Below are 20,892 nucleotides of genomic sequence, written 5' to 3' on the forward strand. Positions count from 1 at the left end.
CGGATTTTTTGATCGTACGGCTTCGCGGCAGGGAGGAACCATTGCCTCCCGCTGCGGTGCCATTTTTTATGGCATTTCTAAATCCTTATGGGGATAGCGGATTAGCTTTGCTTCGCAGATTTTCGGGAAAATGGGGGCGGCGGCTCTGGTACCGGTGGCTTCGCTGGCGGCTGCCGGTGGCGTGTGGGCCGGTGGATTGCCTGGGAAGCTGCGGCACGGAGGCGGTACTGCCCTTTTCCTGCGAAGATCTTTCGGCGTACACAAAAGAAGAAATCCGGGATATGCTGCACCGTATCATGATGGAAAAAGGTGCGCAGAATATTGTCGTGGAGCGTTATCTGGAGCCCTATCTGGAAAAAAGCCTGCAGATCGACGGACGGATGATGCTGCTTTTGATGGCGGATGATATTTTGCGGCAGGTATGCAGGAAACATCAGATCGCCCGTCGGGAGCTGAATCTGGTCATCGTGGCCTCCGGCCCGTCGGAAACCACATGGCTCATCCGCAAGCTGGGAAATGGTCTGAACCGACTCGCGGTAGTGACGAGAGAGCCGGAGGCGTATCAGGAGCTGGCCCGGGAATTCTTTGAGGAAGAGGGTCTGCTTGTGCGGGTGTGCGCCCGGCCGCTCACCCAGGAGCTGTATGGAAATGTGGTCATCGAGCTTGGCGGGCAGGGTAAAGAAGACTGGCTTTTCTACCGGCCGGGCACCATCGTGCTGAATTTATCCGGCAATGGGTTCCGCACGGTACAGGCCCGTACCTGCGGCAGAAATCTGACCTGTTACAACTGTTTTCTCATTCGTGCAGGCGGACAGGTGTGGGATCGGAGAATCCTGCAGGCGGTGATTTTCAAGACCAGCACATGGATGGGCGGCGGACAGCTGCAAAACAGTGGAAAAATCAAGGAAAAATACGGCCTGGAAGTGGAAAAAACGGGGCTTGAAACTTGACATTCCCAGGGGGATAAGTTATAATTTTGTGATTGCTGGAAGGTTCTCCGGGAGGGCTTTTGCAGCAGTGAGCCTGAACTTGGATTGAATTTGGAGGGTGAAGTTTTAAAATGGAAGAAAAGAAAAACCTGCTTACTTTTACCGGGTTAAAAAAACTGGAAGAAGAATTGCATGACCTGAAGGTCTTTAAGAGAAAAGAAGTTGCCGGCAAGATCAAAGAGGCAAGAGAACAGGGCGACCTGTCCGAGAACGCAGAGTATGATGCGGCGAAGGACGAGCAGCGCGATATCGAGGCAAGAATCGAGGAGATCGAGAAGATCTTAAAGAACGTGGAAGTCGTTGACGAGGATGAGGTTGATCTGGATAAGATCAGCGTTGGCTGCCGCGTAAAAGTATATGACATAGAGTTTGATGAAGAGATGGAGTTCAGTCTGGTGGGGTCTTCCGAGGCAAACAGCCTGAAGGGCAAGATCTCCAACGAGTCCCCGGTGGGCAAGGCCCTGATCGGTGCGAAAGTCGGCGATGTGGTTGAGGTAGAGACACAGGCCGGACTGATCCAGTATAAGGTGCTGGAGATCCAGCGCTCCAACTAGGATTGTTTTTCTGAGAAACGCGGGGATCGTGTTTCTCGTTATTTAAGGAGGGAATATTTTGGGCGAACAGAAGAATGCTCAGGAACAGGACATCAATCAGCTCCTGAAGGTGCGCCGGGAGAAGCTTGCGCAGCTGCAGGAGGCAGGAAAGGATCCGTTCCAGATCACAAAATACGATGTAACACATCATAGCACAGAGATCAAGGATCAGTTTGACGAGCTGGAAGGCAAGGAAGTGACCATTGCAGGACGTATGATGTCCAAGCGTGTCATGGGTAAGGCTTCCTTCTGCAACGTACAGGATCTGAAGGGCAACATCCAGTCCTACGTGGCAAGAGACAGCGTCGGCGAGGAATCCTATGCAGATTTCAAAAAATACGATATCGGTGATATCATCGGCATCCGCGGTGAGGTATTCCGCACAAAGACGGGCGAGATCTCTATCCATGCGGCATCGGTTGTTCTTCTGAGCAAGAGCCTGCAGATCCTTCCTGAGAAGTTCCATGGACTGACGAACACAGATATCCGTTACCGTCAGCGATATACCGACCTGATCATGAACCCGGAGGTGCGCGATACCTTCGTGAAGCGTTCCAGGATCTTAAGCTCCATCCGCCGTTATCTGGACGGCCAGGGCTTTATGGAAGTGGAGACCCCTATGCTGGTGGCAAATGCCGGCGGTGCGGCAGCGCGTCCCTTCGAGACCCATTTCAACGCACTGAACGAGGATCTGAAGCTTCGTATCTCTCTGGAGCTGTATCTGAAGAGACTGATCGTCGGCGGCCTGGAGCGCGTCTATGAGATCGGCCGTGTATTCCGTAACGAGGGACTGGACACCAGACATAACCCCGAGTTTACCCTGATGGAGCTGTATCAGGCATACACCGATTACAACGGCATGATGGATCTCACCGAGAACCTGTACCGCCATGTGGCACAGGAAGTGCTTGGCACAACCGTGATCAATTACAAGGGCATTGAGATGGATCTGGGCAAGCCCTTCGAGCGGATCACCATGGTGGATGCTGTCAAGAAATATTCCGGTGTGGACTGGAACGAGATCCATACACTGGAAGAGGCCCGTGCAGCCGCAGATGCGCACCATGTAGCATATGAAGAGCGCCATAAGAAGGGCGACATCCTGAACCTGTTCTTCGAGGAATTCGTAGAAGAGCATCTGCTTCAGCCAACCTTTGTTATGGACCATCCGATAGAGATTTCTCCGCTGACCAAGAAGAAACCGAGCAATCCCGAGTACGTAGAGCGTTTCGAGTTCTTCATGAACGGCTGGGAGATGGCCAATGCCTATTCCGAGCTCAACGATCCCATCGATCAGAGAGAGCGTTTCAAGGCCCAGGAAGAGTTGCTGGCACAGGGCGATGAGGAAGCCAACACCACAGATGAAGACTTCCTGAACGCACTGGAGATCGGTATGCCGCCCACAGGCGGTATTGGTTTCGGTATCGACCGTATGTGCATGCTGCTCACCGACTCCGCAGCCATCCGTGATGTACTGCTCTTCCCGACAATGAAGTCCCTGGACGCTAAGAAGGGCGAAGGGAAGGCTGAAAAGGCAGTAGAAAATGCTGCTGTGGCAGAGGAAAAGGTTGCAGAAAAGATTGATTTCTCCAACGTAAAAATCGAACCATTGTTTGAAGAAATGATTGATTTCGATACCTTTGCAAAGGCTGATTTCCGTGCAGTAAAGATTCTGGAATGTGAAGCAGTACCGAAGTCAAAGAAGCTTTTAAAGTTCACTCTGGATGACGGAACAGACCGGAAACGCACGATTTTAAGCGGTATTCACGAGTATTACGAGCCAGAAGATCTGATTGGCAAGACAGCGATTGCAATCGTAAATTTGCCTCCGAGAAAGATGATGGGCATTGATTCCGAGGGTATGCTGATTTCAGCAGTACACGAGGAAGATGGACATGAGGGATTAAATCTTCTCATGGTGAATGACTGGATTCCGGCAGGTGCGAAGTTGTACTAAGAATCAGAAAATCCATAGACTTTTATGAGTTTATCGAGTGTTTGACATCAAATTGACATCAAATTTGTGTCATTCGGTGGACTAATATGGACTGAAAAGGGATGTTTTAGAAATCAGAACCTTTCAAAACTTAATAGTTGAATGCTATTAAAAGGACATTTTCCAATAAAACGGAGAGTGTCCTTTTTCTGTTGTTATGGTCAAAACAAAATCAAAATAACACAAGGAGGGTTCTATTATGACAAGTACAGCGTTAGGAGCAGAAACCAAAAAGGAAGAAAAGATTATTTTTATCAGCGATGCACATGAGAAATTCTACTACGAGAAGTTAAAGGAAGTCCGGTATCAGGATGTTTACCACAAGGCACTCTGCTATTGTCTTGGGATCAGCGATGATACCAGAAGAAATGTTTACAGAATTTATGATTTCAAAACAGGATGCGTAATAACAGAGTGTTTACACGAAGGCTGGCAGACCAGTGGAAGTGTGAGAGTGATCAGAATGGCATTCAATCTGTATTGCAATGGAACACCAAGTGTTTCCGATTATGAAGATGCAGAAGAACAGGTGGACGAGTGCAGGCAGTACACGGTGGAGGAAATATTCTGCTGTGCTTATGCACCATATTTCTGGCAGGCAATTCAGATTCGGTATCCGGAATATGCCACATACAACCATAAGCTGTATGCCTTATTGGGAGGAACAGACTAATGTTAAAAGTCAGATTGATGGGAACAAAGAATGATATTAAGTGGTTCGGAAAGATTTTGCAGAGGAATCCGAAAGTGGAAGTAACGGAGTTTTCCGAGATGTATCCGAATAAGGGAACGAAGAAATTTTACAGGGCGTATGTAGAAGTAAAGAAAAGAAACGTAGCAGAAAAATAGCAGAAAACAAAGGAGAATCTATCATGTGTAAAATAATCGCAATCGCAAACCAAAAAGGTGGTGTGGGCAAGACCACCACAACCAGTAATTTAGGCATAGGATTGGCAAAACAGGGCAAGAAAGTCCTGCTGATTGATGCCGATGCACAGGGCAGTCTGACAGACAGTCTTGGCTTCACAGAGCCGGACAAGCTAGAGGAAACACTTGCAACAGCACTTGGCAATATCATCAATGATGAAGATATGGAAGCGGATTATGGTATCCTGAAACACAAAGAGGGAATTGACCTGATGCCGGGAAACATTGAGCTTTCCGGTCTGGAAGTATCACTTGTAAATGTGATGAGCAGAGAGCTTGTGATGCGTTCCTACATAGAGCTGGTAAAGGATAATTATGATTATATTCTGATTGACTGTATGCCCTCTCTCGGCATGATTACTATAAACGCTTTTGCCTGTGCGGACAGTATTCTGATTCCAGTGCAGGCGGCATATCTTCCGGCAAAAGGGTTGCAGCAGCTTATTAAGACCATAGGAAAGGTCAGGAGACAGATTAACCCGAAGCTGATGATTGAGGGGATTCTGCTGACAATGGTGGATGCTCGAACCAATTATGCAAAGGACATTACTGCATTACTGGTGGAGAATTACGGTAGCAAGGTGCGGATATTTGAAAACAGTATTCCCATTTCCGTCCGTGCGGCAGAGATTTCCGCAGAGGGTGTCAGTATCTACGAACATGATCCGAAAGGCAAAGTAGCCGCTGCTTATCAGTCTTTGACGGAGGAGGTGCTTGGGAATGAGTAAAGCAGGAAGTGCCGCAAAGGTAAAATTAAGCAGTTATGATGATTTATTTGGAAATGCAGAAGAAAAGACAGGGAGCGAAGAGCAGATTATCAGAGCCAAGCTCACGGATTTGCATGAGTTTAGAAATCATCCGTTCCGTGTACTGGACGATGAAAAAATGGAAGAAACAACGGAAAGCATCAGTAAGTATGGGGTGCTCGTACCGGGAATTGCAAGACCGAGGGCAGAGGGTGGCTATGAAATCATAGCCGGACACCGCAGAAAACGAGGTTCAGAACGGGCAGGAAAAGAGGATATGCCTGTGATAGTCCGCAATTATACAGACGATGAAGCTACGATTATCATGGTGGATTCCAACATTCAGCGTGAGGACATTCTGCCAAGTGAGAAGGCGAAAGCTTATGCCATGAAATACGAGGCTATGAAGCATCAGGGCAGAAAAGGAAACGGAAATACGCTTGACGAGGTAGGAGAAGCTGCCGGAGAAAGCGGAAAGACGGTGCAACGGTATATCTGGCTTGCAAGGCTGTCCGATGAGCTGCTAGAGTTGGTTGACAGAAAGAAAATCGGTCTGGTACAGGGTGTTGACATTTCCTTTCTGTCGGAAGATGCACAACAGTGGGTGCTGGTAATCCTTGAGGAAAGCGGAGCAAATATTTCCACAGTACAGTCTGCCAAGCTGAAGGAATATGGGAAAAGCGGCGAACTGACGCTGCCGATGGTGCGTCTGATACTGACCGAGGAAAAGCCGAAAGAGAGGAAAGTTACAATCAAGTCTGAAAAAATCAGCCAGTTTTTTTCAGAGGAATACTCCAGCGAAGAGATTGAGGGGATTATCCTGCAATTATTGGAGGAATGGCAGAAGAAACAGTAAAGGGGGTGCGGTAAAATGGGTAAACAGATACAGTTTGATTATTACTATGGGATTGAAGCAGAACAGTTTTCCTTTTATCGTGTTCCTCGGTTGCTGATTAAAGACGAGCGTTTCAAGGGGCTTAGCAGCGATGCCAAGCTCCTGTACGGTCTGATGCTTGACCGTATGTCACTGTCTATGAAAAATGGCTGGTTGGATGAAGAAAACAGAGCCTATATCATTTATACTCTTGATAATGTCATGGAGGATTTGGGATGTGCAAAAGCAACCTGTGTTAAGATTATGAAAGAGTTGGACAGTGATAATGGGATAGGATTGATCGAAAAGAAACGCAGGGGACTTGGAAAACCGGATATTATTTATGTAAAGAATTTTGCCACAATAGGAGAAGCAGAAGAAGAAACGCCTGCAAATGCTGATGTTTCCACAGAAGTTCAGGATTTGAACCTCAAGAGTTCTAAAAGTTATACTTCCAGAAGTTCAGAAACTGAACTTCAAGAGGTTCAAAAAGCAGACTTCCAGAAGTCTAAAAATTTTACTTCAAGAAGTACAATATCTGAACTTGCGGAAGTTCAAAAAGCAGACCCTAATTATACTAACTATAATCATACTAACCAGAGTAATATTGATAGGAATTATATCAATCCTATCAATCAATCCGGCAGTGAGTTGGAAGGGGAGATTGATGTGATGGAAGATGTCAATGCTTACATGGAAATCATCAAAGAGAATATTGAGTACGAACATCACATGAAATATGGCAGATGGCAGGACAAAGGGCTGTATGAGGAATTGTATGAGGTAATCTGCGAGATTGTATGTGTGAAGCATAAGACTGTTAAAATCGGTGGAAATGATTATCCATATGAGCTTGTAAAATCAAAGTTCCTCAAACTGAATAGCTCCCATTTGGAATATGTGATAGGATGTATGCAGGAAACAACTACGAAAATTGCAAATATCAAGGCATATATGGTAACAGCTCTTTATAATGCACCCTCAACGATGAATCATTATTATCAGCAGGAGGTACAGCATGATATGTACGGAGGTGACAAACTATAAACAGTCAAGTGTTTTTTTGGAATTTTATGGTTTATAAAAAAGGGTAACCTTAATAAACCATCTGAAAATAGCGTATTTCAGATGGAGGGTGTTAACTTATGAACATGAGCTCATCGAAGTTTCTTTGGGTCAAAGTCGATATCTTGACTCTCCAATGCATAGATGACTCTGACAAGCTTCTTAGCTACATGAGTGATAGCAACCCGGTGAGGCTTGTTCTCTGAACGTTTTCTGGCATAGTATGTAGCAAATGTCACATCAAACCGTATCAACGGCAGACAGCAGTTGATAAGCACATATCGTAGCTGTGAGGAACCGTGTTTTACCATCTTGCCATTATATGCTTCAGTTCCTGACTCATGTACGCTGGGTTCTATTCCGGCAAAAGCAAGCATCTGGTTAGGACTGGAGAAGTTTGAAATATCACCATATTCAGCGTAAATGATAGCAGCGGATATAGGACCGATACCTGGAATGGACATATAGTGTGGATGCACTTCATCTACCAGTCTGTTGATTTCGCTTTCTAATGTTTTGATTTCATCTACAAGGGACTTGTATAAGGTCAGCAGACTATTAAGTTCTACATCGAAGATAGAGTTGTTTACACCGACTGTATTAGCGGCAAGTTCTTTCAAGCGAATAAACTGCTGGGGAGAAAATTTTCCTCTGGAAATGGATCGAAGTTTCTCATAGGATGCGGAATTCATTCTTGCTATCTTTTCAGCGGAGCCGTAGTTTTCAAGGAGGTATAAGGCAGTTTTAGATAAACGCTCATGGAAGAACGGTTTGAACTCTGGAAAGGTGTGGTCAAGAACGTTTGTAATTTTAACAAGATAAAAAGAACGCTGGCGAACCAGCCTGTCCCGTAAACGAGTTAATGACTTTAAGGAATAAGCGTGGTAAAATCCTTTTGAATGGGGTTTGTATTCAACAGTCATTAACCAACGGGCTATTAACTCGCAGTCGATAGAATCGGTTTTGGTGCGTCGGAGAGTCTGAGACTTCTTGAAATCCTTGATTAAAACTGGATTAATTTCCATGAAGCTGTGGTTGGCATTTTCAAGGAAGAGTTCAAGATTGAGGGCATAATGGGCAGTTGATTCAAACCCTATTTTTATATCCTCAGGAGTGGAGAGTGAATTTAAGATAAGATTTAGTTGTTCAAAACCGGACTTATCATTTTTGAAAGTAAACTTTGAAACAACTTTCTGGTTGGCTGCTGATATGATGCAACAGTCGTGCTTGTACTTGGAAATATCGATTCCAACAAAGTACATGGTCATAGAAATAAGCCTCCTTATAAGATATTTAGCACTGCTGTCTTCCACAGAGAATTCGGCTGCGTAATCACGTAAATACAAACGTCATGCGTTAACAAACTAATTACCAGTAGTAGACGAAAAGCTGTGGTCTGAGTCACCTCGGAACAGTCAAAGCCGTAATGAAATAGGTACAGATCCACAGTGCTGTAATTATTATAATGGAGTATTCAATAAAGCCCAAGAGATTGGGAGAAAGGGGAATAATCCATTACCCTCAAAAGAGGATAATTGGATTATACGTGGCTGGAATGAAAAGAATATTGGTTAAAATTGTGCTTCCGGTATCGTTGCTGGCAGTTTGGATGATAACCTGTTATCCGATTTGCAGAAAAGCAGAAGGATTTGATTTTTTCCTGTATTGGGTACTGGTCGGCTGTCCTTATGGGATCAGAAAAATGTGTATGATTCTCATACCAAAAAATTTCGGAATTGCAGGAAGTATAGGAATACTGGCACTGAACTGTATTGTAGGTGGTCTGATTGGCGGTGTGGTTGTAATTCTGAGAATGGTTATGGTGCTGATGGAGATAATAAAGATAATCAGTGATACTTCTGGACACGATGTCCAAAGGTGCAGATGAAAAGCGAAAATGAAAAAGGCATTGTTCATCAATCAGAACAACACCTTTAATTATCATCCGGGACGTATTCCATAATCTCTTCAATCCGGCAGTTAAGTATCTGGCAAAGCCTGTTTAAAATAAGCGTTTTTACAACAAGGTTCTGCCGAAGCCGCTGAAGCTGTGCTTTATCAATGCCATAATCTTTGATAAGCTGGTACTGGCTGATTCCTTTTTCCTTTAGCGTACGCCAAAGCGGATCGTATTTAATCATACTGAAAGCTCCTTTCCACACTTGTATTCTAAGTGCATGAAACATATAATAATATGGTGCGTGTACGCACCATAAAACATACAAGGAGAGTAAAAAAGTTATGGAACATAATGAGTTTAAGGATCAGCTATACGAAGTATTAGATGAAAATGATGTGGCTTTAGGGATTGAGGATATAGATACCTCTGATGCCGCAAATATTTTTACAATAAAAACAAGGGACGGAAGTGTTTTTGAAATAGAAACACGGAAGATTGAATAAGAGGCAGCACGATGCCTCGAAACAGGAGGTTTGCAACTGTGGAGAAAAGTTACATTACAGACATAGAACGGGAACGGTGCAAAAAGGTTGCCGCAGCCTATGCAGAACTGTATGAGCTGGAAAGCATTTTGGTATTGGATGTAGGACGGTACGGTTTTGTGAAGCTGCAATATTACACACCGGAGTATGGATTTAATGATGTTATAACCTATACAGACAGTGAGAGTATGTTTGAGGACTTATGGCAGGAATGGCTTGATACCCGGCTCTATCTCTTCGCAAAGGGAACGCCGATGCTGGAAATGGGATATGAGGAAATCTTCAAATGTCTGCCGGAGGAAAAACAGAAAGAGCTTTTAGAGCAAAAAGCAGTATTTGCAAAAATGGCAGAAATAGAACTGAAATAAAACAGCGTCAGGGCAGTTATGAATTGAAAGATTTGTAGCTGCCCTTTTTTTATTGCTTTTGGACACGATGTCCAGAAGCGGAAAGGAGCAAAATGGAATCATTACGAGATGTAAAAAGAGTTATGGAACGGGAGATAGAGAAAGGGAGCTGCCCATTACAGTTTGAATATCTGGAATTTGGAGAAAAACCGTTTCAGTTCATAGAATCAGAGGAAAAGCTGAATGAGGTGCTTTCGTATTTGTTGCGGTTGGGGGAATATAGAGGATATACGGAGCATCTTGTAGGAAATAACGTGTATATGGATTTGGATATGTTGTGCCGGAAAATTCAGTTTAAGCGTACCCATTCCCCTGTGGAGCGTAGTGAAATCCAGTGGAAAATACAACGCTATAAAAATAAACTGAAACCGGACTATGCAGGTAAGGTTTGTTTAGAAATAGTGCAGTGCGTTTTCAGTCTGCCGGAAGGAGCAGCGGAGAAGGACCAGATTGTATATGATGGACAGAAAACCTATGCTTTTGCCATGTCAAATAAGTATATTCTGGGACTTTTTACTCATTGTGAAGCCGCAAGAAAATCTGCTGTGGAGGACGGTGTGGAGTTTGTACATCTGCCGGAGAATGAACAGAAAATCGTCAGTCTTGAAAATGTGAGGAATGTGTTGTTTCAGGCATTGCTGCTTGATAATGTTACGGTGGAGAATGGTCTGTTCCATGCACAGATGTGTACGGTTATGCTGTTGAAATAAATGTACCGGAAATATTTGATACAGGCATAAATTTTGTTATAATGGCTTTGAACAGAATTTGTCCGAAAGAGGGATTGTATGAAACCAAATCATCATTCACTGGCATATAAACAGCAGAAACAGCCGAATAAGACCTATAAGGATTTAAAACAGAAGCAGAAGATGAAAATAGCAGACTGGATGTTTCGGGAAACCTGCATTTTCTATAAGGAAAATGGAGAGATACCAAATGAGGAGGTAGCAAAGCAGATTATTGACCGGATTTATGAAAAACTGAAATCTCTTGCAATCTGGGTTCCGTATGAAGAGGTTTACCGAGCATATCTTTTAAAATTGCCACGATATGAGCTTCGTATTGCGGAAAATGGGATACCGGAAGAAAAGCCGCCGAAGGAGAAAAAGGAGGATGTGCCGAAAAAGAAAAAAGGGAAGCAGTAATAAGCGGTGTCCGGTATGCGGCAGGAGAATGAAACAGCAGTTTATTGGTTTGCAGCATTGCAAATGTGGAATGAGCTGGAAAAAGGACATCGGCTTTTTTGAGCGAACCGGAGATATGGTGTTTGCCTTGGAGCGGAGAAAAATAGGAAATAAACAAAAACAGTGCCCTGTCATTCGATATAAGGAATAGGGCATGGAAAAACAGAAAACAGCGTCAGGGCAGTTATGAGTCGAAAGATTTGTAGCTGCCCTTTTTTATTGCTTTTGGACACGATGTCCAGAAGCCGGATGGAGGTCAGATGAAATGAAAAAGAGAGAATTTCAGAAAAAAGCAGCCGCAGCGTTATTGGGAAAACTGGCAGATGTTGTGATGGAACTGGAAGAAAATCCAAACATCACAATAACGTCGGAGTATCATAGTAGCTATTTTAAATTGAGAAAGAATTACAATCTGATTCAGATTTCGGTCAAGCAGACAGGAGAGCTGACGTATCAGTTGACGGATATGCTGGGAAACACAGGCAGAAGTCAGATTTATGTACAATATCATGCTGGAGATGATCCGGAACATTTGATAAAGAAGTTTGTTGAGGATTTTGGGCGGCTTTATAAGGATTTTCTTTTAGCGGGAACGCTGCATGATTTTGTTCGTATCCAGTTATCTGTGGATGCAGATACAGAGGAAGCATTAAGGGAGTACGAGGACTGTATCAGAGCAGGCTGCCTGTAAATCAGAATTTTTGGACACGATGTCCAGAAGCGGAAAGGAGAGAACATGAAATATTTACTACATCGGCTGCTTGTTCCGCCCTGAAGGAACAGCAGTAAAAAGGAAAGAAGGAGGTACAGATGCAGGAAGAAGTAACGCAGAAAACAATCGCCCTTGTGATTAAGGCTGCAAAGCTGGATGCCAATATCCTGAAATCTGCCATGAGAATGTATCTGAATCATTGCAGAAAACAGGCACAGAAAACGCATGGGAAAGTGTCGGTTAAGGAACTGGTGGGCGAGGGTGCAGGTGCTTCATCCATTGAAATCACAGATGGCAATATCAAATCCTTTGAGCGGGTAGCTCGTAAATACAATGTTGATTTTGCTGTGAAAAAGGATAAGACCACCGAGCCACCGAAGTATCTGGTATTTTTCAAGGGCAGGGATGCCGATGCTGTGGCACAGGCATTTAAGGAATTTGTTTATGGAAATGAGAAAAAGAACAGTAGGACTTCTGTAAGGCAGAAATTAAAGCATTTCCGGGATGTGGTATCAAAGGATCAGAACAAAGAACGGAGCCGGGAAAAGAATAAGGACAGGGGGCAGAGCCTATGACTAATATCATAGCAGGCATTACCAAAGATTTAAAAGCTGTCCCCAAAAAGCTGAAGGAAAAAGCAAAAAGTGCAGATGTTAAAAAGCTGATACTGCTGAATCTTCCCTATGTGCTTGCCGGGTACTTCTGTAATAAGGCAGCATTTTTATGGAGAGTGGCAGAGGGCAGTAATGCGTCTGACAAGATGATGGTAGTAATGAGCCAAATGGACAGGATGTTTTCCAATCCGTTCCCCAGTTTTTTTCTGAGTGATTTGCTGATTGGAATCGCCGGAGGCGTTGCCTTAAAATTCATTGTTTATTATAAGGCGAAGAATGCCAAGAAATTCCGGCAGGGTGTGGAATACGGTTCTGCACGGTGGGGGAATGCCAAAGATATAGAGCCATATATGGATTCTGTATTTGAAAATAATATTCTTCTGACCGCTACGGAGCGTCTGATGATGTCCGGCAGACCGAAAGAACCGAAGTATGCAAGAAATAAAAATATTCTTGTGATTGGCGGTTCCGGCTCCGGTAAAACAAGATTTTTCGTGAAGCCGAACCTGATGCAGATGCACTCGTCCTATTGCGTCACTGACCCGAAAGGCACAATCTTAGTGGAATGTGGGAAGATGCTGAAGCGGGGCAAGTATAAGATTAAAGTCCTCAACACCATAAACTTTGCAAAATCCATGCATTATAATCCATTTGCTTATCTGCGGAGCGAAAAGGACATTTTGAAACTCGTCAACACAATCATAGTCAACACAAAAGGAGAGGGGCAGCAATCCGGTGAGGACTTTTGGGTCAAAGCAGAAAAACTCTATTATACAGCATTGATTGCATACATCTGGTACGAAGCACCGGAGGAAGAACAGAATTTTGCCATGCTGATTGATATGATTGATGCAAGTGAAGCAAGAGAGGACGATGAAAACTTCAAAAATGCTGTTGATCTGCTCTTTGAGGAGCTGGAGGAAAAAGACCCGAACCATTTTGCTGTAAGGCAGTATAAGAAATATAAGCTTGCGGCAGGAAAAAACAGCGAAGTCGATTCTGATTAGCTGCGGTGCGAGGTTAGCACCATTTGATATAAAAGAGCTGCGTGACCTGATGGAATATGATGAACTGGAGCTTGACACGCTGGGAGAGGAAAAAACAGCGTTGTTCGTTATTATTTCTGATACAGATGCTACGTTTAACTTTGTGGTGTCTATCATGTATTCCCAGCTCTTTAATTTGCTTTGCGACAAGGCAGACGATGTTTATAACGGAAGGCTCCCGGTTCATGTGCGTATGCTCCTTGATGAGTTTGCGAACAGTGTGACACGTTCTACGCCGAAAACGGTGGGAATAACCGACAAAAGCGTAGCCTAAAGTCACAAATAATTTAATAAATGTGGTTTTAGAGAACTGCATAACTGAAATTTCAAATGAAGGGGTAACGCCCTGAAGGGAATTCACTAATACTCCGAATAGCGTTAGTCGGATACAGACGATTAAGGTTATAAGCTCGGGGAAGTCGTGCGAAGCACACCCTAACACTGCAAGGTGAGGAAAGGTTTGTAGAGGTACAAGCTGTGTGTGACAGTGCGGGTGGGGTTGCCATATGGTTAGAATGACCAGTAAGGCGGTCTGACAAAATTCCGAATGTACGGCTCTAAACGAATGGCTGGCAGAAATGCCAGTGTACCAGTAGGTACGCAAGTGGGGTAAAGTAAAAGTTGTTAGTATGAAATACCCTCTGTGTTTACAGGACACAGGTATCTATAAAGATAATACTTGCAGGGCTAAAGGAATGACCTAAGTGACAACAATCCTAAGTTATGTGGAACGTGGAAAGCAACCAATACGGGAACTGACTGTATCAGTGACAAAGTACCGTAGTTGTGTCGAAAAGGAAAGGTATAAAGGAATCCTTTCTACAATAAGCACATTTATGGTTGTGAGAGTAGTGGCACAGTACCGATGAAACCGTGATAATAAGCGGTGGAGGGATAGCCACAAGCCGATACTAAGATTTCCTTTATGTCTATATAGTAATCACCAAATGGAGATTTTCATAGCTGTCGAGGTGAGACGAAGAAAAAATCATTCTCCAATAAGGAGTTGGTTACTATGGCAAAACGAATTGTAAATAAAGCAGAAAGAAATGCAGAAAGATATGACGCAAAAGAAACTGGATATCAGTTATATGAAGGCAGTCTGAAAGGTAATAAATTTGACAGGCTTATGCCCCTGATAGTATCAGAGCAGAATATCATACTTGCATATCGGAATATCTGCAAAAATAACGGGAGCAAAACCCCTGGAACAGATGGGAAGACAATAACAGAAATTCAGTCACTCCCAATCGAAACGGTCATTAAAACCGTCAGAAATAAATTGAACTTTTATCAGCCTAAAAAGGTCCGGCGTGTAGAAATACCAAAAGACAATGGAAAAACCAGACCATTAGGAATCCCAAGTATATGGGATAGACTGATACAGCAATGTATTCTGCAAATACTGGAACCGATTTGTGAAGCAAAATTTCATGAACGAAATAATGGGTTCAGACCATACAGGTCAACGCAAAATGCGATTGCTCAATGCTATAAAATGGCACAGTTGCAAAATCTGCATTTTGTAGTAGATGTGGACATTGTTGGATTCTTTGACAATATTGACCATAATAAGCTGATTCGGCAGTTGTGGGGACTTGGAATACAGGACAGGAAACTGATTATGATAATCAAACAGATGCTAAAAGCAGAAATCCTGTTTAATGACATTGTAATTACCCCGGAAACAGGTACACCACAGGGGGGATTTTATCCCCACTTCTTGCAAATGTAGTATTGAATGAGCTGGACTGGTGGATTGCTAATCAATGGGAGATGTTTAAAGTCAAAGATGGAAAATCCGGACTGGAATTTTACAGGACTGATAAGGAGGGAAATATCCTCACAATAGACAGGTCACCAAAGTGGAAAAAGCTGAGGGAAAAGACAGAACTTAAAGAAATGTACATCGTAAGGTATGCAGACGATTTTAAGATATTCTGTCGGGACTATGTAACAGCTAAGAAAGCCATGTATGCAACAAAACTATGGCTTGCAGAACATTTACATCTGCAAACAAGTGATGAGAAATCTGGAATCACAAACTTGCGTAAGAACTATACAACTTTTCTTGGAATCAAATTTAAAGTTGTTCCAAAAGGTGATAAATGGATAATCCGTTCACATATAGCCGACAAAAGTAAAGATAAGGTTATCAATAAGCTGCGGACTGTCTGGAAAGATATCAAAAATCCAAGCAAGCAAAGCGAAATTGATAAAAACATAAGTCTTTACAATTCAATGGTTATGGGTATGCACAATTATTATTGTATGGCAACAATGGTATCAGCAGATTTTGCAGAAATCGCCTATAAAGTGAATGGGAAAAGTAACGGTATGAACCACAATAACCGATGTTTTCCGATAACAAAAACGGGTGAGATAACCAGTAAATTTATCCAACAAAAGTATGGAAAGTCAAAGCAGTTCCGATGGATAAAAGGAAGAATGATTATTCCAGTAGGGTATGTGGCGTATGAATATCCAAAATACAAAAGGCGGGAAGTCAATAAATATGTGAGGAAGTATTCAGACATCGAAAACTGTATCAGTTATGATGTTATGAAATATATGATGGGAAATGCACATCTTTATCCGACCTTGGAGATGGCAGATAATGCCCTTTCAAGGTATATAGCACAAAAAGGAAAATGTGCAGTAACACACAATGCCCTGTCAATAACAGACATGGTATGTATACACATAAAACCGTGCAAAGGTGAGCGAAATGACACATATAGGAATTTGATAATTTTATCCAAAGATGTGTCAAAATTGGTTGATGCAACAGAAAATAAAGTAATAAAGAAACTGTTGCAGAATTTAACATTGACCGTGGAAATGCAAGAAAAAATAAACAAACTCCGAAAATACAGGGAGTTGGAAGAAATACAATTCGAGGACTATATAGGCACTAAAATGTAATCTTAGTCGGTGGAACGCCGTGTGATGGGAAACTATCACGCACGGTGTGGAGTGGGGGAAAAGCCCGAGGTGGTAACACCAGAGGCTTACCTATCACTATTCGGGCAGATTCCACAGTTTGAGAAGCTGATTGCTACGATCCGAAGCAGGGAAATATCAGCTTCTATTATTTTGCAGTCAAAATCACAGCTCAAAGCGATTTACAGGGACAATGCCGATACCATAGAGGGCAACTGCGTGCGCCCAGAAGTCGCCAGCGCAATATAAATTGGCGACGTGGTATTTACAGGATACCGCCTTTAGCAAGCGGTAGGTAAAAGTATCAGGTGATGAAAAATCACAACCTATTATTCTACAACTTATCCGAGAGGGGAAACCCGAAGGGGAGTGTAGCATGTTGTTGTTCCAGTTGGAACGTAAATAGGAAAGGCGCTAATCCTATGCGTCAGAATATTTAAGAATAAAAATCAGTGTATGAGGTACAAAGCTAAACTGCCTAAACGATAGCCAGAGTGGGGGAACCTGTGCCCCGCATACGAAAAGGATTGAAACGTATGCTTTTCATGTTGGTTTCATTTCGCAGTTATGAAAGCAAGCGATACTCATGAAAGAGCAACCGCAAGACAGCGGATAAATGGCGAAAGTCGGTGCCGACAACACTGAATGCTAATCCTGTATTTACTAACTGGGGATGACCTAAACCTGGTAACAGGCATGGTCACACAGCTCCCATAGTAGTCCGAGACGTTAATGACGTTCACATGGCGAAGGGGAGCAGCTTATCAGAAAATACTAAAATGAAGGAAGGTGCGAGAGGCATTGAGAAATCCAACTGAGGTATTGAAAAATTTGATGGAAAAGTCAAAGAATGAAACTTACAGATTTCAGAGATTATACAGAAATCTGTACAATCCGGAGTTTTATTGGCTTGCGTATAAAAATATCTACGCAAATGATGGCAGTATGACTGCCGGAGCTGATGGAACAACGATTGATGGCATGGGTAACAAGAGAATTGAGAGGATTATTTTATCCTTAAAAGACCGAAGTTACCAACCTAAGCCTGCAAGAAGAGAATATATTGCAAAGAAAAACAGCAGTAAAAAACGTCCTCTGGGTATTCAGTCGGGGGATGATAAACTCGTGCAGGAAGTCGTTAAGATGATTTTGGAGAGTATTTATGAGCCTGTGTTCAGTAATAAATCACATGGGTTCAGACCAAACAGAAGCTGTCAGACAGCACTGAAACAGATACAGAACACCTTTACTGGTGCGAACTGGTTTGTGGAAGGAGATATACACGCTTGTTTTGACAGTTTCGACCACCATGTAGTTATCGACCTCTTGAAAAAGAGGATTGATGACGAAGCGTTTATCCAGCTTATATGGAAATTCCTAAAAGCAGGATATATGGAACAATGGACATTCAACAGAACCTATAGCGGAGTGCCGCAGGGGTCGGGAGTCAGTCCAGTGCTGGCAAATATTTACCTTCATGAATTGGACAAATTTATGGAAAATTATGCAGAAAACTTCAATACAGAAGCTAAGAAGAAACATTTTTCTACTGCATATAAGTCCAGTGTCGGTAAGGCATACAGATATAGGAAAAAGGGCAGAGAGATATGGGATAGTCTGTCTGACGAAGAAAAGAAAATCAGATGCAAAAATCTTAAGGAACTGGAAATGATTGAAAAATCTACAACACCTTACGTCTATAACGACAGTAATTATAAAAGGGTGCAGTATACGAGATATGCGGATGATTTTATCATCGGGGTTATTGGTAGCAAAGCAGACGCAGAAGCTATCAAGAAAGACGTGAAAATATTCCTGCAAAAAGCATTGAAATTAGAAATGTCAGACACTAAGACAAAGGTTACGCACACTGGAGACAGAGCAAGATTTCTAGGTTACGACATTACGGTATCAAGAGTGCAGACGCTACAGAAGGCTTCTAACGGAAGGGTTCAGAGATGTCAGACAGGAGTTGTTAAACTGTACGTTCCACGCGAAAAATGGGTAGGTAAGTTAATTGAATACAAAGCAATGAAAATCAAAATCAACGAAAACGGAAAAGAGAGATTTGTAGCCCTTCATAGGGGAAAACTGGTAAACCAGAGCGATATTGAAATTCTCGCAAGATACAATGCAGAAGTCCGTGGACTATATAATTATTACACCATAGCGAATGACTCCTTTAAAATAGGGAGATTTGCCAATGTAATGAAATACAGCATGTATAAAACATTTGCGTGCAAGTATAAGACGAATGTTCATGAGATTAAGCGGAGATATTGCAGAAACGAATTATTTACAGTTGCGTATGAAACAAGGCAGGGAATGAAAACAACAACATTCTACAGGGATGGTTATAAACGGAAGGAATGTGCTACAAAGTTTGATAATGTAAGCGAGCTTCCGCAGTTTTCAAGATATGCCAAAACTAACACTCTCAAACAGAGAGTGGAACGTCATACTTGTGAATTATGCCAAAAAGACTGTAGAAATCTGGTAATACACCAAGTTAAGAAACTCAAAGATTTAAAGGGAAATACAGAGTGGGTATTACTCATGCGAAAAAGGAGACGGAAAACACTCGTGGTATGCCCCGAATGCCATAATTTAATTCATTCGTAACACCGCAAATGATAAGCGGAAAGCCGTATACATCGAGAGGTGTACGTGCGGTTTGGGAGGGAGTGGATGCAAGTCCTTTTCGAAGGATGAGCTGAAGCTTACCTCATGACACTACGCTGTTTCTCGGAGGAAAGGAAAAGACCACCCTAAAGGAATTAGCAGAGGTATTGGGGAAAGAAACCATTGACCTGTACAACACCTCGGATACGAGGGGGACGAGCCAGTCCTACGGTCTGAATTACCAAAAGACCGGAAAGGAACTGATGAGCCAAGATGAGATTGCTGTCATGGATGGCGGGAAATGTATTATGCAGCTTAGAGGTGTCAGACCATTTTTCTCGGATAAATTCGATATAACGAAGCACAAGCGGTACAAAGAGCTGTCCGATTATGACAAGAAAAATGCCTTTGATATGGAACAGTATGTGAAACATCTGCACCACTTGAAGGTCACAGAAAAGACAAAGGTAGATGAAGCCTTTGAATGCGGGGAGATTTCCCCGGATACAACTGAATAGGAACATTTGGACACGATGTCCAGAGGTACAGGAGTTTTGCGGATAGAAAGCAATGCTCCTTATTTTTTGCAAAAAATAAATTTTCGGAAAGAACGAGGTAACTGAATATGGCATTTTTTACATCAGCAGTAACAGGATTAAAGACCGTTGTAACCGCAATCGGAGCAGGCGTGGCAGTATGGGGCGTTATCAATCTTCTTGAGGGATACGGAAATGATAACCCAGGGGCAAAATCACAAGGGGTCAAGCAGCTCATGGCGGGTGGCGGTATTGTAATTGTGGCACAGACGGTAATTCCGCAGCTTACAAGCCTGTTTTCCTAAGTCATGGGAGCGATTCTCGACAAGATAACTGAATTTATAAAGGAAATACTGCAAGGGTGGGTCATGGACAACCTTACTACGATGTTTACAGATGTGAATGATAAGGTCGGAACAATCGCAGGGGAAGTCGGCAGGACACCCAGTTCATGGAACAGCGGAGTGTTTTCTATGATAGAGAACCTTTCGGAAAATGTGATGATACCCATAGCGGGCATGATCATCAGTGCGATACTCTGCTATGAGCTGATTACAATGGTCATGGATAAGAACAATATGCATGAAGTAGGAAGCGAGTTCTTTTTCCGTTACCTTATCAAAGCCTGTATCGCTGTGCTGCTTCTCAGCTACACCTTTGACATCACAATGGCGATTTTTGATGTGGGAAACCATATCGTGACCAGAGCAGGCGGTATTGTTTCGGGTTCCACTACCATTGATGTGACGGATACCCTAAAAACCATGTTTGACAGTCAGATTGATACAATGGGCATCGGCGAGCTGATCGGGCTTGGTATCGAAACTATGATTGTCAGCTTATGTATGAAAATCATCTCCCTGCTTATTACCGTCATGCTTTTCGGGAGAATGATTGAAATCTACCTTTATATTTCAGTAGCTCCGGTTCCCTTTGCCACATTCAGTAACCGGGAATGGGGCGGTATCGGCAACAATTATATCAAGGGACTGTGTTCACTGGCGTTTCAGGGATTTTTCATTATGGTATGCGTGGCAATCTATGCGGTGCTGGTATCCGGCATTGCGGTTGCGGACAATCTGCACACAGCACTGTGGTCGGTGGCAGCTTATACCGTTGTTCTGTGTTTCAGCCTGTTCAAGACAGGTTCCCTTGCGAAATCAATCTGGAATGCTCATTAGAACACATTTCAA

Annotated in this window: 22 protein-coding genes and 3 pseudogenes; 23 read left to right on the forward strand and 2 right to left on the reverse strand. The window is 43.0% G+C overall.

Annotated elements, in window-relative coordinates:
- Positions 1-68 precede the first annotated feature (68 nt).
- The 8 genes from RJD28_02020 (at position 69) to RJD28_02055 (ending at position 7,172) form a co-directional block, all read left to right on the forward strand.
- Positions 69-950, forward strand: a complete 882-nt coding sequence (locus RJD28_02020) for a hypothetical protein (protein WNV58358.1) — start codon at positions 69-71, stop codon at positions 948-950.
- Between the two features lie 110 nt (positions 951-1,060).
- Positions 1,061-1,543: a transcription elongation factor GreA gene (gene greA, locus RJD28_02025; protein ID WNV58359.1), complete on the forward strand. Its 483-nt coding sequence runs from the start codon at positions 1,061-1,063 to the stop codon at positions 1,541-1,543.
- A 58-nt stretch (positions 1,544-1,601) separates the two neighbouring features.
- The gene (gene lysS / locus RJD28_02030) at positions 1,602-3,539 is read left to right on the forward strand and encodes a lysine--tRNA ligase (GenBank protein WNV58360.1); all 1,938 of its coding nucleotides are present in this window, start codon (positions 1,602-1,604) and stop codon (positions 3,537-3,539) included.
- Between the two features lie 238 nt (positions 3,540-3,777).
- Positions 3,778-4,251, forward strand: coding sequence for a DUF6075 family protein (locus tag RJD28_02035; protein ID WNV58361.1), 474 nt, complete (start codon positions 3,778-3,780; stop codon positions 4,249-4,251).
- Positions 4,251-4,427, forward strand: a complete 177-nt coding sequence (locus tag RJD28_02040; GenBank protein WNV58362.1) for a hypothetical protein — start codon at positions 4,251-4,253, stop codon at positions 4,425-4,427. The genes RJD28_02035 and RJD28_02040 overlap by 1 nt, the downstream gene beginning before the upstream one ends.
- Positions 4,428-4,450: 23 nt before the next feature.
- On the forward strand, positions 4,451-5,233 hold the full coding sequence (locus tag RJD28_02045) for an AAA family ATPase (GenBank protein WNV58363.1): 783 nt from the start codon (positions 4,451-4,453) through the stop codon (positions 5,231-5,233).
- Entirely contained in the window at positions 5,226-6,107 is an 882-nt protein-coding gene (locus RJD28_02050; GenBank protein ID WNV58364.1) for a ParB/RepB/Spo0J family partition protein, read from the forward strand. The genes RJD28_02045 and RJD28_02050 overlap by 8 nt, the downstream gene beginning before the upstream one ends.
- A gap of 15 nt (positions 6,108-6,122) precedes the next feature.
- Complete coding sequence (locus RJD28_02055; protein ID WNV58365.1) at positions 6,123-7,172, forward strand: DUF6017 domain-containing protein; 1,050 nt, start codon at positions 6,123-6,125, stop codon at positions 7,170-7,172.
- Positions 7,173-7,282: 110 nt separating this feature from the next.
- On the opposite strand, the gene RJD28_02060 is transcribed toward RJD28_02055, so the two are convergent.
- A complete protein-coding gene (locus RJD28_02060; protein WNV58366.1) occupies positions 7,283-8,458 on the reverse strand; it encodes an IS110 family transposase in 1,176 nt (391 codons plus the stop codon).
- 197 nt (positions 8,459-8,655) lie between these two features.
- Here RJD28_02060 and RJD28_02065 point away from each other — a divergent pair, with 197 nt between their 5' ends.
- Positions 8,656-9,078, forward strand: coding sequence for a DUF6050 family protein (locus RJD28_02065; protein WNV58367.1), 423 nt, complete (start codon positions 8,656-8,658; stop codon positions 9,076-9,078).
- A gap of 46 nt (positions 9,079-9,124) precedes the next feature.
- Here RJD28_02065 and RJD28_02070 read toward each other — a convergent pair whose 3' ends face one another.
- On the reverse strand, positions 9,125-9,331 hold the full coding sequence (locus RJD28_02070; GenBank protein ID WNV58368.1) for a helix-turn-helix transcriptional regulator: 207 nt from the start codon (positions 9,329-9,331) through the stop codon (positions 9,125-9,127).
- A gap of 100 nt (positions 9,332-9,431) precedes the next feature.
- On the opposite strand from RJD28_02070, the gene RJD28_02075 reads away from it, so the two are divergent.
- The 14 genes and pseudogenes from RJD28_02075 to RJD28_02140 all read left to right on the forward strand — a co-directional run bounded on the left by RJD28_02075 (position 9,432) and on the right by RJD28_02140 (position 20,880).
- Positions 9,432-9,593 (forward strand): hypothetical protein, encoded by a 162-nt coding sequence (locus tag RJD28_02075; GenBank protein WNV58369.1) that lies wholly within the window; start codon positions 9,432-9,434, stop codon positions 9,591-9,593.
- 38 nt (positions 9,594-9,631) lie between these two features.
- On the forward strand, positions 9,632-10,000 hold the full coding sequence (locus RJD28_02080) for a hypothetical protein (GenBank protein ID WNV58370.1): 369 nt from the start codon (positions 9,632-9,634) through the stop codon (positions 9,998-10,000).
- A 92-nt stretch (positions 10,001-10,092) separates the two neighbouring features.
- A complete protein-coding gene (locus RJD28_02085) occupies positions 10,093-10,749 on the forward strand; it encodes a hypothetical protein (GenBank protein WNV58371.1) in 657 nt (218 codons plus the stop codon).
- 78 nt (positions 10,750-10,827) lie between these two features.
- Positions 10,828-11,187 carry a hypothetical protein gene (locus RJD28_02090; GenBank protein ID WNV58372.1) on the forward strand — a complete coding sequence of 120 codons (360 nt, stop codon included), beginning with the start codon at positions 10,828-10,830 and terminating at the stop codon, positions 11,185-11,187.
- A gap of 28 nt (positions 11,188-11,215) precedes the next feature.
- Positions 11,216-11,377, forward strand: coding sequence for a hypothetical protein (locus tag RJD28_02095; protein WNV58373.1), 162 nt, complete (start codon positions 11,216-11,218; stop codon positions 11,375-11,377).
- Positions 11,378-11,491: 114 nt separating this feature from the next.
- Entirely contained in the window at positions 11,492-11,917 is a 426-nt protein-coding gene (locus RJD28_02100) for a hypothetical protein (GenBank protein ID WNV58374.1), read from the forward strand.
- A gap of 119 nt (positions 11,918-12,036) precedes the next feature.
- Positions 12,037-12,513: a PcfB family protein gene (locus RJD28_02105; GenBank protein ID WNV58375.1), complete on the forward strand. Its 477-nt coding sequence runs from the start codon at positions 12,037-12,039 to the stop codon at positions 12,511-12,513.
- Positions 12,510-13,815, forward strand: a pseudogene (locus tag RJD28_02110) (type IV secretory system conjugative DNA transfer family protein). Before RJD28_02105 ends, RJD28_02110 begins: the two are co-directional and overlap by 4 nt.
- 912 nt (positions 13,816-14,727) lie before the next feature.
- Positions 14,728-16,523, forward strand: a pseudogene (gene ltrA / locus RJD28_02115) (group II intron reverse transcriptase/maturase).
- Between the two features lie 24 nt (positions 16,524-16,547).
- The gene (locus RJD28_02120) at positions 16,548-16,790 is read left to right on the forward strand and encodes a TraM recognition domain-containing protein (protein WNV59538.1); all 243 of its coding nucleotides are present in this window, start codon (positions 16,548-16,550) and stop codon (positions 16,788-16,790) included.
- Between the two features lie 552 nt (positions 16,791-17,342).
- Positions 17,343-19,163 carry a reverse transcriptase domain-containing protein gene (locus tag RJD28_02125; protein WNV59539.1) on the forward strand — a complete coding sequence of 607 codons (1,821 nt, stop codon included), beginning with the start codon at positions 17,343-17,345 and terminating at the stop codon, positions 19,161-19,163.
- Between the two features lie 107 nt (positions 19,164-19,270).
- Positions 19,271-19,681, forward strand: a pseudogene (locus RJD28_02130) (TraM recognition domain-containing protein).
- A gap of 107 nt (positions 19,682-19,788) precedes the next feature.
- On the forward strand, positions 19,789-20,004 hold the full coding sequence (locus tag RJD28_02135) for a Maff2 family protein (protein ID WNV58376.1): 216 nt from the start codon (positions 19,789-19,791) through the stop codon (positions 20,002-20,004).
- A gap of 3 nt (positions 20,005-20,007) precedes the next feature.
- Positions 20,008-20,880 carry a CD0415/CD1112 family protein gene (locus RJD28_02140; protein WNV58377.1) on the forward strand — a complete coding sequence of 291 codons (873 nt, stop codon included), beginning with the start codon at positions 20,008-20,010 and terminating at the stop codon, positions 20,878-20,880.
- Positions 20,881-20,892 lie beyond the last annotated feature (12 nt).

This window comes from Oscillospiraceae bacterium NTUH-002-81, from assembly GCA_032620915.1.
GTDB lineage: Bacteria > Bacillota > Clostridia > Lachnospirales > Lachnospiraceae > JAGTTR01.